This is a genomic window from Streptomyces sp. V1I1 (genome assembly GCF_030817355.1).
In the GTDB taxonomy this organism is placed as follows: Bacteria; Actinomycetota; Actinomycetes; order Streptomycetales; family Streptomycetaceae; genus Streptomyces.
In genome coordinates this window covers 6,923,715-6,935,878 of the sequence record NZ_JAUSZH010000001.1, presented here as the reverse complement: position 1 = coordinate 6,935,878, position 12,164 = coordinate 6,923,715, and the positions used below count along the sequence as shown (strand labels likewise).

Genomic DNA, 12,164 nt, shown 5'->3' with positions numbered 1-12,164 from the left:
AGCGCTCCCGCCCGCGGGGCCGTTGACGCGGTCGTGACACTTAAGTTTCTTGAGAAGCAGAGACACGGGACGTCCCTCCCCACCCCGCACCTGGGCCCCACCCCACACCTAGGAGAGCCGTGTCCACTGCAATCGGATCAAGATCCCTGCCGCCGCCCCGCCGCCGCCTCCTCGCCGTACTCACCGCACTCGTGCTCGCACTTGCCGGGCTCACCGGGCTGGCGGCCACCCCTGCACAGGCCGCGGGCCCGCTCACCGCCTCGTTCACCGGTGCCGACAACGGCTCCTGGTGGAAGGGCACCTACATCGTCAAGAACAGCGCCGGGACCCCGGTCACCGGCTGGACCCTCGAATTCGATCTGCCGCCCGGGGTGACGATCAGCCAGCACTACAACGGGACGGCGACGGTCAGCGGCTCGCACGTGACCGTGACGCCCGCCTACTACAACACCACCGTCCCGGCGAACGGCACCACCGAGCCGTACAGCTACTGGTTCGTCGCCGCCGGACCGATCACCGCACCGTCCGGCTGCCTCGTCAACGGCGACAAGTGCGACGGAAGCCCCGCCAGACCGCCGTCCGCACCGGGCGGCCTGGCCGTCACCGACACCACGGCCCGCACTGTGAGTCTGAAGTGGAACGCCGCGACCCCCGGCGACTTCCCCGTCGCCTCCTACGAGGTGCTGAGAGGCACCACCGTGGTCGCCGCCACCGCCACCTCATCGGCCACCGTCCGGGACCTGACCCCGGCCACGGCCTACAGCTTCACCGTCCGTGCCAAGGACACCCGAGGCAATCTCGGACCGGTCGGCGCCTCGGTCACCGCGACCACCGTCGACCCGGCGAGCGACACCGTCCCGCCCACCGCCCCCGCCAACCTGCGCAGCACAGCGGTGACTTCCAGCACCGTCGCCCTGTCGTGGAACGCCTCCACCGACAACAACCGAATCGCCGCGTACGACGTCTACCGGGGCACGGCCCTGGTCGCGGGCGTCCCGGCAACCTCCCTCAGCGCGACGATCACCGGCCTGGCGCCCGCCACCCGATACGACTTCACCGTCAGGGCCCGGGACGCGGCCGACAACGCATCCCCGGCGAGCAACACCCTGACCGTCACCACCGCCGACCCGGTCGGCGACGGCGGGCACGCGACCGTCGGATACTTCGTCCAGTGGGGCATCTACGGCCGCCAGTACTTCGTCAAGAACCTCGACACCTCCGGAGCCGCGGCCAAGCTCGATGTCGTCAACTACGCCTTCGGCAACGTCGATCCGGTCAACCTCACCTGCCTGAGCGGTGTCACCAAGGGTGTCTCGGGCAATCCGCAGGACCCCAATGAGGGCGACGGGGCCGGTGACGCCGAGGCGGACTACGGCCGTGCCTTCGCCGCGTCGCAGTCGGTGGACGGGGTGGCCGACGACGGCTGGGGCAAACTGCGCGGCAACTTCAACCAGCTGAAGAAGCTCAAGGCCAAGCACCCGCACCTCAAGGTCGTCATCTCGCTGGGCGGCTGGACCTACTCGAAGTACTTCTCAGACGTCGCCGCCACCGACGCCTCGCGGAAGAAGTTCGTGAAGTCCTGCATCGACCTGTACATCAACGGAGACCTACCCACGTACAACGGCGCCGGCGGAGCGGGCGTCGCCGCAGGGATCTTCGACGGCATCGACCTGGACTGGGAGTGGCCCGGCTCACCCGACGGCCATCCCGGCAACCACTGGAGCACCGCGGACAAGGCCAACAACACCGCCCTGATCGCGGAGTTCCGCAAGCAGCTCGACGCCCTGGGCGGCGAGCACAAGCTGCTGACCGCATTCACCCCGGCCGATCCGGAGAAGATCGACGCGGGCTGGGACCTGTCGAAGATCTTCGGCGATCTGGACATCGCCAATGTCCAGGGCTATGACTTCCACGGCGCGGGCAGCGACAACTCCTGGGAGCCGAACCGCAACGGCCACCAGGCCAACCTCTACCCCGACGCCCAGTCTCCGTACGCCAACGACTTCAGCATCGACGGCGCGGTGAAGGCGTACACCACCGCCGGAGTGAGTCCGCGGAAGCTGACCATCGGCTTCCCCTTCTACGGCCGCGGCTGGAAGGAGGTCGCCGCCGGCGGCGTCAACGGCGAATGGCAGAGCGCCAACGGCGCGGCCCCCGGCCAGTTCGCGGAGGAGGCCGGTACGCGCGGGTACCAGAACCTCGTCACCAGCGTCCCGAATCTCACGGTCGTCCACGACACCCAGTCGGTGGCCACCTACGGCTATCAGGGCGCGGGAGGCCAGTGGTGGTCCTTCGACGACACCTGGTCCATCGGCCAGAAGGCGGCGTACATCAAGTCGAAGGGGCTGCTGGGCGGGATGATCTGGGAGATGTCCGGTGACACTCCGGGCGGAGCCCTGCTCAGTGCCCTGCACAGCGGGCTCCAGTAACACCGCCAACACCGGCGCCCGAAAAGCGTCGAGGCCGGTCCGTCGATGACGGACCGGCCTCTCCCGGTGGGCGATACTGGTTTCGAACCAGTGACCTCTTCGGTGTGAACGAAGCGCTCTCCCACTGAGCTAATCGCCCGGGAACGGACTGAACCATACAGGCCCCCGCGGGCTTCCTTCAAACTCCCCCGAGGTACGCCGCAAGACCGCGCCGCCCGCCGCGCATCATCGCCGCGTGATTGGCGCGAAAGACCGGCCGGCAGGGCAGCGCCAGCCGCCTCATCAGCGGCTTGCACACCTCCACCTCCTGTTCGTACAGCGCCCGGGTGCCGCTGCCGCGCGCCGTGAGCGTCCACCGCGCCCAGCCCTTCAGGTCCCCGGCCATCCCTACTTCGAGCACCCCCGCCGCCGGGTCGAGCCGCTGAGCGCGGGCGGTGACGAGCAGTTCGTACGGAAGGAAGGAGCGGAAGCGCGCGGTGCCGGTGATCTCGTCGAGCGCGGTGACCTCGCGGACCTGTGGCCACCAGCGGGGGTACTCCTCGGCCCGTTCCAGCACCTCGTACACGGCCGCGGGTCCTGCGGTCAGATCCCAGACGCTGCGGAAGCGGTAGCGACACCAGTCCATACTCCAAGTCTGCGCCTGCGGGGGCGTACTCACCCGCGACCTGAGTATCCGCACCCATGCCATGCGGTGTGGCGCGGGCCACACTCCGACCATGGAGAACGTTCCGCCACCCGCCGAGGAACTGGCGATCCTCGACCGCGAGCTGGTCCAACTGGACGCTCGCCGCGCCCAGTTGCTGGCCCGCAGAGCCTGGCTGCTCACCGCGATACGGCAGTCGCAGCCCGCCGCCCCGCCGGTATCGGCGGCGCGGCCCTTCGGCGCGCCGCCGCCGCCCGAGACGTCCCCGCCAAGCGTGCAGAATCTGCTGCTCACCCTCGGCGGGATTCTGCTGACCATCGCGGCGATCGCATTCACGCTGGTCAGCTGGGGACACCTGGGTATCGGCGGGCGCTCCGCGGTGCTCGGCGCGGTGACGGTCGCGGCACTCGCCGCGCCGATCGCGCTGCTGCGCCGGGGGCTCGCCTCGACGGCGGAAGCGGTGGCCGGTCTCGGCCTGGTCCTGATGGTGCTCGACGCGTACGCCCTGCACCGGGTGGCGCTTCCGGACACCGGCGGGCTGGGATACGCGGCCTTCGCCTCGGCAGCGCTCGCCGCGCTCTGGTCCGCGTACGGTCTCTCGCTGGACCGGCTGCGCACTCCCCTGCCGGTGGCCGTGCTGACCGCTCAACTCCCGCTTCCGCTCTGGGCGCTGACCGCTTTTGCGGGCGCGCCGCCGATGGAGTGGGCCCTGCTGGCGACCGCCGCGCTCGATGTCGTGGTCGCGCTGTCGGCGAAGCGGGCGGGTGTCCGGGGAATCGCCACCACCGCTGCCGCGGCGACGGGCGGCTGGGCGCTGCTGATCGGCGCCTGGCAGTCGGTGACGGCGGCCGGCCCGTCGGCCGCGGTCGCCCCGGCCGTGCTGCTGCTCGTGGCGGCGGGTGTGGCGCTGTTCGCGGCCTTGCGGTCGCCTGCGGCTGCTACCGCCGCGTCCGTTGTGGCGGGCCTCGCCGCGATCGCGGCGGTCGGCGGCGTGGCTCGGGCAGGGGTGCCGGAGGGGTGGTCGGTCCTGGGGTATCTGCTGTGCGCGGTGGCTCTGCTGGGCCTTGTACGGATGGGAGTACCGCGGCGGCTGCGCCCGGGCCTGGCGAGCGCGTCGGCCGCGGTCCACGCCGCGGCGGCGCTCTCGGCACTGCCCCTGGTCGCCCTCACCCTGGCGGGCCCGCTGACGGTCCTGGACACCATCTGGTCGGGCACGCCGACGGACGCCCGCGGGGCGCTGGGCCTGGATCTCCCGGAATCGGGCCTGACGGCGACACCGCTGGTCCTGCTGATCGTGGCAGCGACCCTGACGACGGCCTCCCGCTGGTCACCCGCCATGGAGGGCCCGCCCGCCGGGGGTCTCGGAGCGGCCGCGGGGGCTGCCCCGCCTGCCGCAACCCCCGGCACGGCCGGAGCCCCCTCCGGCACCGCCGCCGGACCCCCGGAGGGCCACCCCGGCCACGTCGCCGGAACACGACCCACGCCCAACGGCCCGGCAAGCGACGCCCCGCGCCCCTCGGGCGCGCCCGCGCCGGAGGGCCACCCCGGCCCGCCCGCCGGACCCTCGCCCACGCCAACCGGCCCGGTCGGCGCGCCCGCCCCGGACCCAGCCGCACAGCCCGCCTGGGGGGCGACTCCCGGCCTGGTGGCCCCCGGCCCCGGGCTGCGAAGCCTCGCCGTTCCCGTGGCCCTCGGGCTCGTATGGGCCGCCCTGCTCGTTGTGCCGCCCGCGCTGGATCTCGGGTACGCCGCGACCGTGGCGCTCCACGTGCTCCTGACCGTCGCGGCGTCGGCCCTCACCGTGCGGCCCGCGTGGATCGCCCGGCACGCCCCGGCCGGCCCCGTCGTCGGCCTCGGCTGCGCCCTCGGAGGCGGCGTCAGCGTCGCGCTGCTGTCCCTGGCCACCCGCCCGGCCACGTTCGCGGTGCTTGGCACCCTGGCCTCCGTCCTCACCGCCGCCGCGGTCGCGACACGCGCCGGGCGCGCAGTGCAGGCCGTCCTCGCCTGCGCCGCCACCGGCTTCGCGACCGCCCTCGTCGGTGCTGTCGCCGGGACCGCCGAACTCCCGCCCCACCAGGCCGCGTTGGTGCTCCTCACCATCCCCGCCGCCGTGGCTCTCCTCGCCGCCCGGCTCGGCCGGCACCCTGTCGCACTCCCGATGGAGCTCACCGGTGCCGCCGCGGGCCTGCTCGCGGTCGGCCTAGCCGCCGGGGACCGCCCGTGGCTCGCTCTGGTGCTGGCGCTCTGCGGCGTGATCGCCGCGGGGACGGCGGTGCGGGCCGAGCGCCGCCGCGCGGCCGGGTATCTCGCGGCGGTGCTGTTCGTGCTGGCCACCTGGGTACGGCTGTACGCCTCGGACGTCGCGAGCCCCGAGGCGTACACCCTCCCGGTGACCGTCCCCGCGCTCGCCGTCGGTGTGCTGCGCCGCCGCCGCGACCCGGAGGCGTCGTCCTGGACGGCGTACGGCCCCGGTCTCGCCGCGACGCTGCTGCCGAGCCTCTTCGCGGCCTGGGGCGACGGGCACTGGCTGCGCCCGCTGCTGCTCGGCGCCGCGGCCCTGGCCGTCACGCTCACCGGCGCCCGGCTGCGCCTCCAGGCGCTGCTGGTGCTCGGCGGCGCGGTGCTCGCCCTCGACGCGCTGCACGAGCTCGCGCCGTACGTCGTCCAGGTCGTCGGCGCGCTCCCCCGCTGGCTGCCGCCGGCGCTCGCCGGACTGCTGCTGCTCGGCGTCGGCGCGACCTACGAGCAGCGGCTGCGCGACGCCCGCAAGCTGCGCGACACCCTCGGCCGCATGCGCTGAGGGCCGCGAAAACGCCGAAGGCCCGGAGACGTCAAGTCTCCGGGCCTTCGGTCCGGGTGGGCGATACTGGGTTCGAACCAGTGACCTCTTCGGTGTGAACGAAGCGCTCTCCCACTGAGCTAATCGCCCGGGCGCACCGCAAACATTACCCGATGTCAGCGGGTCCCCCTGACCATTTTCCGGTCACTCCTTGATCTTCCAGGGCATCACGATCCCGAACTTCCAGACGTAGATTCCGACCAGCACCACGATGATCACGAGACCGATTGTGGTGAGGATGATGTTCCGTTGTCGCACCTTGGGATCGAGCGCTCGCTGTGCCGCCTCGGTCACCTTGCGCTTGGTCCAGCGCAGCACCAATTGCGCCCAGACGAACTCGGTCGCCCAGATCGCGATGCCGCCGAAGATCACCAGCCAGCCGGGACCCGGCAGCGGCAGCATCACGATGCCGCCGGCGACCACCGCGAGGCCGACGATGAAAACGCCGACCTGCCAGCTCAGGTGCAGCGGCTTGGACCGCTTGATGAAGTGGGGCGCCTTCGAGCCGAGCTCCGGCTCTTCCGCGGCCACCACGTCCACCACGTCGCCCGTCCCGTCCCCCGTCGCGGGCTTCGGGTCCGTCGCCGCGACGGCCTCCCCCCGCTCGTCACTCTCCGCATTCATGGACTCAAACCTACCGGATTGAACCCGATCACTGGAATGGCCGTATAACACAAAGTGAGGCACCGCCGTACGAGCGACATGAAGGATCACAAAACGGTCAGAGGGGTTTACAACGGCACCGTAGGTGGCATGTCGATTTCGCCGACGTGCGAACCCCCGAGCGCACACTGAGCGAAAGGCCCTGGCGCTTATGAACACCACGGTCAGCTGCGAGCTGCACCTGCGCCTCGTTGTATCGAGCGAGTCTTCACTGCCTGTACCCGCGGGCCTGCGGTATGACACGGCCGATCCCTATGCCGTGCACGCCACCTTCCACACCGGAGCCGAAGAGACGGTCGAGTGGGTCTTCGCCCGCGACCTTCTCGCTGAGGGTCTGCACCGGCCCACCGGCACGGGCGACGTCCGAGTCTGGCCGTCCCGCAGCCACGGCCAGGGCGTTGTCTGCATCGCGCTGAGCTCCCCGGAGGGCGAAGCCCTGCTCGAGGCCCCGGCGCGGGCCCTGGAGTCGTTCCTGAAGCGGACCGACGCCGCGGTGCCACCGGGCACCGAGCATCGTCACTTCGATCTCGACACGGAGCTTTCGCACATCCTGGCCGAAAGCTGAGCCAGGCAGCGAGCTGCACGGCGCCGTCCTACTCGGGGAGACGGCGCCGCGCGGACAACCACATACGGAACACACCGGCGCCGTCACCGCGGATTCCATCGCGGCGACGGCGCCGGTGCGCTCGGCGCGAACCGCTAGAGTCAGCGCAATTCGGCGGGCACCGGCCCGCAGCAGGCCAGGGAGCGAATCGTGCTGATTCCCCATGACACCCGGATCGCCCTCAACACCGTCGTCGATCTGGTGAACACCGCACCGGAGAGCGAGCAGCAGGGCGACGGGCTCGCGGACGTCGCCGCGCTGTACGGCTTCGTGCGCAGCCACGACGTCAGCGGCGTGGGCGAACTGAACCAGCGGGACCTCAAGGCGGTGCACGGCGTACGGACCCAGTTCGCGGAGATCTTCGCGGCGCGCGACGGCCGCACCGCGGCCGAGCTGGTCAATGAGCTGGTGGCGGCCGCGGGGACCACCCCTCAGCTCACCGACCACGACGGCTACGACTGGCATGTGCACTACTTCGCGCCGGGCGCGTCGGTTGCCGACCATCTCGCCGCGGACTGCGGGATGGCGCTGGCCTTCATCGTTGTCGCGGGCGAGCAGGAGCGGCTGCGGCGGTGCGAGGCGCCGGACTGCGGGCGCGCGTTCGTCGATCTGTCGCGCAACCGCTCCCGCCGCTACTGCGACAGCCGCACCTGCGGCAATCGCCTGCATGTCGCCGCGTACCGCGCGCGCCGCAAGGAAGCGGCCGGCTGAGGCTCACAGCAGAAACAGATCGTGTACCGCGGCCATGAGCAGCAAGAAGCCGATCACCGCGAGGAAGATCATCAGGGGTGGTTGGGAGAGCGCGAAGAGGCAGCCACGGGGCTCTTCGGTCGGTGCGGGGGCCTGGCCCCGGGAGGTATCGAGCATCTCGGGGTGATGATGTCGCAGCCAGGCCCCTCATGATCGACCAACACGCCCCGCGACTGCGGGAGTTCATTCAGATCCCGTGCTGGATGCCGTGCTAGATGCCGTGCTAGATGCCGTGCTTCTTCAGGATCGCCTCGATGTCGCTGAAGTCGTCGCCGGAACCGGCGGCCTTCCGCTTCGCCACGGGCTGCGCGGCCGGACGGCCCGCCTGCCCCAGTGAGGGCGCGGACGCCTCGGGCGCGAGCGCCTCGCGCTGCGCCGACTTCGCGGCCTTGCGCTCCTTGCGGGTGCCGACGCCGCGCCGTTCGACGGGCCGGGTCGTCATGAAGAGCAGCCACGCGCCACCCAGCAGGCCGAAGCCGATCCACGCGGACGGGCTGAAGGCCGTGTCGACGGCCCATTCGACGGCGCCGGTCAGCACCAGGCCGATCGGGACCAGGGAGTAGGCGGCTATCCGGGTCGCGGCCAGGAAACGCTTGCGGTAGGCCGTGATCGCGGCGATGCCCAGGCCCGCCGCGGACACCGCGGAGAAAATGGTCTCGGCAATCATCCGGTCCTCCAGGCTTCGGCGGGCATGGGCGGGTACGTCCCTATCCATCGTGCACCGTCCGGCGGTGTGGGGGCCACGGTCCCGTACGACCTCAGGGAGATCTCCGGGACAGCCTCCTCCCCAGGTCCCGGTCGGGGGACACGCCGCAGGGCTGGGAGACTGGTCCCATGAGCGACTCCACCACTGCCCGCCCCGTCGTACTCGATGTCTGGTGCGAGCTCCAGTGCCCCGACTGCCGCAGCGCCCTGGATGATCTGCGGGCCCTGCGCGAGCGCTACGGCGACCGGCTGGAGCTGCGGCTGCGCCACTTCCCCCTCGACAAGCACAAGCACGCCTTCACCGCCGCCCAGGCCGCCGAAGAGGCTGCCGAACAGGGCAAGGGCTGGCCGTATGTGGAGGCCGTACTCGCGCGTACCGAGGAGCTGGCAGCGAAGGGCGAGCCGGTCCTGCTGGAGGTCGCGCGTGAACTGGGCCTGGACGCCGAGGAGTTCGACACCGCCCTGATCGACGGGCGGCACATCCTGATCGTCGACGCCGACCACGCCGAGGGCAAGGCGATCGGCGTCACCGGCACTCCGACGTACGTCATCGACGGCGAGCGCCTGGACGGCGGCAAGAGCCAGGAGGGGCTGCGGGCGCGCATCGAGGAGATCACCGACCGGCTGCTCGCCGGCTCCGGGTCCGACTCCTAGAGCAGAGGCTTGAAGAGGTTGACGGCGGTCGTTTCGTAGCCGAGCGACTCGTAGAGGCTGATCGCCGGTGTGTTGCCGGAGAAGACGTGCAGTGCGAGCAGGCGCATCCCGGCGTCGAGCGAGACCCGCTCGGCGAGCAGCATCAGGGAACGCCCGTGGCCCTGTCCCCGATGTCCGTCGACGACTTGGACGTCGTACACGAACGACGCCTGCTCGCCGGAGCACGCCTCGCGCCGCCCGACGAAGAGGTGGCCCACGATCACGCCGTCATGGACCAGGAAGCGCAGCGAGGCCCCTGGGGTGGCAAGGCCGTCGGGCAGGCTCTCGAGGTGGTCGGCCTCCGACTTGGCGCGCGCCTCCTCGGCCGGAACGCCGCGGTCGATCCAGCTCTGTGCGTAGCTCTCGACGGCCTGAGCCCGCCACTGCGCGAACTCCCCCTCGCTCATCGGACGGCCTTCGACATGCGCGGGCAGAGCGGGCGGCTCCGCGGGAAGCGCCTTGCGCATGCTGCGGCTGCGTTCGATGTAGCCGAGTGCGCTCGCCAGCCGCCGCGCGGCGGTGGCGGCGGGCGGTACGGATGTCAGTACCTGGGTGCACCCCCAGCCGCGCAGCACCTCTTCGGCGGCGAGGGCGGCGACGGTCCCGCGTCCGCGCCGCCGGTCAGCCTCGTCGATCCGCAGCGAGCGTATGGCACCGGCCTTGGCGCTGAGCGCCGGGAAAGTGGCGATCTCGATCCTGCCGACAGGACGGCCGTTCACGCAGACCTCGTACGCGCGTGACTTCGCGCCGTCGGCCTCGTGCCGAATCGGCCCGGTCGGCCGCAGGGTGGTGGTCATCAGGGGTGTTCTACCCGCCTCCGAGGCCACCCGTCACGAAGTTTTACGGAGCCTTCGGATCGCTGTCGGCGGCCGCGCGCTCCTCGAAGATCCGCATCGCCTTGGCGGTCACCGGTCCCGGCGCGTGCGCGAGTTCCCGCCCGTCGATCCGCCCAACCGCCTGTACGTCGCGGAGGGTGGACGTCAGGAAGACCTCATCGGCCCGGTCCAGCACGTCGAACGGCATGTCGGTCTCCCTGGCCCCCGCCCATTCCACGGTCAGCGCGCGAGTGATGCCCGCCAGGCAGCCGGAGGAGAGGGGCGGGGTGTACAACTCACCGTCGAGGACGACGAAGACGTTGGAGCCGGTGCCCTCGCAGAGCTGTCCGACGGTGTTGGCGAAGAGCGCCTCGGACGCCCCCTGCTCACTCGCCCTGGCGAGTGCGACGACGTTCTCCCCGTACGACGTCGTCTTCAGCCCGGCCAGTGCGCCACGCTCATTGCGCGTCCAGGGAACGGTGATCACGGCCGTGGTGTCGGGGCGCCGCTCGGTCTCGCCCAGCGCGACGACGAGGGTCGGACCCTCGGTGCCGCGGTCGGAGCCGAGGGGCGAGGTACCGCCGGTGTACGTGATGCGCAGCCGGCCAAGAGCCATGGGGTTGGCTTCCAGCACAGCCGCGCAGGCGTGCCCCACCTCGTCGTGGTCCGGGTCCGGCAAGCCGAGGCCGCGGGCCGAGCGGGTCAGCCGGTCGAGGTGCTGAGTGAGGGCAAAGGGCTGCCCGTGGACGGCCTTGACCGTCTCGAAGATGCCGTCGCCCACGGTCAGACCGTGGTCGAACACGGACACCCGGGCGTCGTCGGCCTCCGTGAGTGCGCCATTGACCCAGAGCTTCATCTAGCTGGTCCTTCCGCTCGCCTCGTACGCTCCCGACGCTACCGTGAGCAGCCGGGAAGCCTTCAGCTCGGTCTCCTCCCACTCGCGCTCGGGGTCGGAGCCCCAGGTGATCCCGGCGCCGGTGCCGAAGCGGAGTACCGGCCCGCCGACCGGGGAGCGGTCGATCCAGAAGGTGCGTATGCCGACGGCGAGCTCGCCGGTGCCGCGGTCGGCGTCGACCCAGCCGATGCCTCCGCAGTACGGTCCGCGGGGCGCCGTCTCCAGCGCCTCGATGATCTTCAGAGCACTGGACTTGGGCGCGCCGGTCACCGAGCCCGGCGGGAAGGTGGCTGTCAGGAGTTCCTGCCAGCCCGCCTTGGGCCCCAGCTCCGCGCGCACGGTGGAGACGAGGTGCACAAGACCAGGATGCGACTCGACGGCGCAAAGCGCAGGGACGGTCACCGTGCCCGTGGCACTGACCCGCCCCAGGTCGTTGCGGACCAGGTCCACGATCATCACGTTCTCCGCGTAATCCTTCTCCAGCAGATCATCGACGGTGCGTCCGGTGCCCTTGATCGGCCCGGACTCGACGGTCTGCCCGTTCCGGCGCAGATACAGCTCGGGCGACGCGGTGGCGATCTCCACGCCGTGCGCGGGCAGCCGCATGGTTCCGGCATACGGAGCGGGGTTGCCGCGCGCCAGCAGGGCGGTCAGCGCGTCGACGTCGGCGGCGTCCGGGTCGGGTAGCGGCGCGGAGAGAATTCGGCAGAGGTTCGCCTGGTAGACCTCGCCCTCCGCGATGTGCTCGCGGATGCGCCGGACGCCGGCGGAGTAGGCGGCGCGGTCCAGCGAGGACGTCCAGTCGCCCGCCGCCGGGCCCCGCCACCGCCCCGGCACGGGCTCAGGGACCGGCTCCGTACGCACATCGCCGAAGCGGGCGCAGGTCAGACCGCCCTCGAAGTCTGCGGCGACGGCCCAGAAGCCTGCGGAGTCGAGTGCTTCGGGGTCGCTGGTGACATCCCGGAGGTCTGTTGCGAGGAGGCTGCCGAAGCGGGCCAAAGGAGCGAGGTCATGCACGTCTGTGAGTCTATGGCGGGCGCCGATGTGCCGCTGCGGCGTGAACACACCTCAGCACGCTGCGGAAACGCGTTTTTGTGCTGGCCCAGGAATCCGCTAGAGTTCAACACG

General features: G+C 71.3%; 12 protein-coding genes and 2 tRNA genes. 5 read left to right on the top strand and 9 right to left on the bottom strand.

The annotated features are described in order from the left end of the window. The first annotated feature begins 119 nt into the window (after nucleotides 1-119). A complete protein-coding gene (locus tag QFZ67_RS32525) occupies nucleotides 120-2,429 on the top strand; it encodes a glycosyl hydrolase family 18 protein (RefSeq protein WP_307664605.1) in 2,310 nt (769 codons plus the stop codon). Between the two features lie 67 nt (nucleotides 2,430-2,496). Here QFZ67_RS32525 and QFZ67_RS32520 read toward each other — a convergent pair. Beyond that, nucleotides 2,497-2,568: transfer RNA gene (locus QFZ67_RS32520), tRNA-Val, on the bottom strand. Between the two features lie 39 nt (nucleotides 2,569-2,607). Next, the gene (locus QFZ67_RS32515) at nucleotides 2,608-3,054 is read right to left on the bottom strand and encodes an SRPBCC family protein (RefSeq protein WP_307664604.1); all 447 of its coding nucleotides are present in this window, start codon (nucleotides 3,052-3,054) and stop codon (nucleotides 2,608-2,610) included. A gap of 91 nt (nucleotides 3,055-3,145) precedes the next feature. Between QFZ67_RS32515 and QFZ67_RS32510 the strand changes: the two genes are divergently transcribed. Continuing rightward, nucleotides 3,146-5,872: an SCO7613 C-terminal domain-containing membrane protein gene (locus tag QFZ67_RS32510; protein ID WP_307664603.1), complete on the top strand. Its 2,727-nt coding sequence runs from the start codon at nucleotides 3,146-3,148 to the stop codon at nucleotides 5,870-5,872. Nucleotides 5,873-5,929: 57 nt separating this feature from the next. On the opposite strand, the gene QFZ67_RS32505 is transcribed toward QFZ67_RS32510, so the two are convergent. Together QFZ67_RS32505 and QFZ67_RS32500 are read right to left on the bottom strand one after the other, a co-directional pair. Then, nucleotides 5,930-6,001 (bottom strand) — tRNA-Val (locus tag QFZ67_RS32505). 54 nt (nucleotides 6,002-6,055) lie between these two features. Then, the gene (locus tag QFZ67_RS32500) at nucleotides 6,056-6,535 is read right to left on the bottom strand and encodes a TIGR02611 family protein (RefSeq protein ID WP_307664602.1); all 480 of its coding nucleotides are present in this window, start codon (nucleotides 6,533-6,535) and stop codon (nucleotides 6,056-6,058) included. A 190-nt stretch (nucleotides 6,536-6,725) separates the two neighbouring features. Here QFZ67_RS32500 and QFZ67_RS32495 point away from each other — a divergent pair, with 190 nt between their 5' ends. Beyond that, nucleotides 6,726-7,139: an SsgA family sporulation/cell division regulator gene (locus QFZ67_RS32495; protein WP_003959770.1), complete on the top strand. Its 414-nt coding sequence runs from the start codon at nucleotides 6,726-6,728 to the stop codon at nucleotides 7,137-7,139. A gap of 189 nt (nucleotides 7,140-7,328) precedes the next feature. After that, nucleotides 7,329-7,889 (top strand): CGNR zinc finger domain-containing protein, encoded by a 561-nt coding sequence (locus QFZ67_RS32490; protein ID WP_307664601.1) that lies wholly within the window; start codon nucleotides 7,329-7,331, stop codon nucleotides 7,887-7,889. A 3-nt stretch (nucleotides 7,890-7,892) separates the two neighbouring features. Here QFZ67_RS32490 and QFZ67_RS32485 read toward each other — a convergent pair whose 3' ends face one another. Continuing rightward, nucleotides 7,893-8,045: a hypothetical protein gene (locus QFZ67_RS32485; protein ID WP_215095580.1), complete on the bottom strand. Its 153-nt coding sequence runs from the start codon at nucleotides 8,043-8,045 to the stop codon at nucleotides 7,893-7,895. 106 nt (nucleotides 8,046-8,151) lie between these two features. Then, nucleotides 8,152-8,595: a hypothetical protein gene (locus QFZ67_RS32480; RefSeq protein WP_307664600.1), complete on the bottom strand. Its 444-nt coding sequence runs from the start codon at nucleotides 8,593-8,595 to the stop codon at nucleotides 8,152-8,154. Between the two features lie 167 nt (nucleotides 8,596-8,762). Between QFZ67_RS32480 and QFZ67_RS32475 the strand changes: the two genes are divergently transcribed. Further along, complete coding sequence (locus QFZ67_RS32475) at nucleotides 8,763-9,287, top strand: DsbA family protein (RefSeq protein WP_307664599.1); 525 nt, start codon at nucleotides 8,763-8,765, stop codon at nucleotides 9,285-9,287. On the opposite strand, the gene QFZ67_RS32470 is transcribed toward QFZ67_RS32475, so the two are convergent. From QFZ67_RS32470 to QFZ67_RS32460, 3 genes are read right to left on the bottom strand one after another with little or no spacing between them, the layout of a single operon-like run. Beyond that, on the bottom strand, nucleotides 9,284-10,123 hold the full coding sequence (locus QFZ67_RS32470) for a GNAT family N-acetyltransferase (protein ID WP_307664598.1): 840 nt from the start codon (nucleotides 10,121-10,123) through the stop codon (nucleotides 9,284-9,286). The genes QFZ67_RS32475 and QFZ67_RS32470 overlap by 4 nt on opposite strands. A gap of 43 nt (nucleotides 10,124-10,166) precedes the next feature. Then, complete coding sequence (locus QFZ67_RS32465; RefSeq protein WP_307664597.1) at nucleotides 10,167-10,997, bottom strand: aminotransferase class IV; 831 nt, start codon at nucleotides 10,995-10,997, stop codon at nucleotides 10,167-10,169. Then, nucleotides 10,998-12,053, bottom strand: coding sequence for a chorismate-binding protein (locus QFZ67_RS32460; protein ID WP_307664596.1), 1,056 nt, complete (start codon nucleotides 12,051-12,053; stop codon nucleotides 10,998-11,000). Nucleotides 12,054-12,164 lie beyond the last annotated feature (111 nt).

Excerpts from the sequence above, each read along its gene's own strand:
- QFZ67_RS32515 (WP_307664604.1), bottom strand. The coding sequence starts at position 3,054 with ATGGACTGGTGTCGCTACCGCTTCCGCAGCGTCTGGGATCTGACCGCA.
- QFZ67_RS32510 (WP_307664603.1), top strand. The coding sequence starts at position 3,146 with ATGGAGAACGTTCCGCCACCCGCCGAGGAACTGGCGATCCTCGACCGC.
- QFZ67_RS32500 (WP_307664602.1), bottom strand. The coding sequence starts at position 6,535 with ATGAATGCGGAGAGTGACGAGCGGGGGGAGGCCGTCGCGGCGACGGAC.
- QFZ67_RS32495 (WP_003959770.1), top strand. The coding sequence starts at position 6,726 with ATGAACACCACGGTCAGCTGCGAGCTGCACCTGCGCCTCGTTGTATCG.
- QFZ67_RS32485 (WP_215095580.1), bottom strand. The coding sequence starts at position 8,045 with ATGCTCGATACCTCCCGGGGCCAGGCCCCCGCACCGACCGAAGAGCCC.
- QFZ67_RS32480 (WP_307664600.1), bottom strand. The coding sequence starts at position 8,595 with ATGATTGCCGAGACCATTTTCTCCGCGGTGTCCGCGGCGGGCCTGGGC.
- QFZ67_RS32475 (WP_307664599.1), top strand. The coding sequence starts at position 8,763 with ATGAGCGACTCCACCACTGCCCGCCCCGTCGTACTCGATGTCTGGTGC.
- QFZ67_RS32470 (WP_307664598.1), bottom strand. The coding sequence starts at position 10,123 with ATGACCACCACCCTGCGGCCGACCGGGCCGATTCGGCACGAGGCCGAC.
- QFZ67_RS32465 (WP_307664597.1), bottom strand. The coding sequence starts at position 10,997 with ATGAAGCTCTGGGTCAATGGCGCACTCACGGAGGCCGACGACGCCCGG.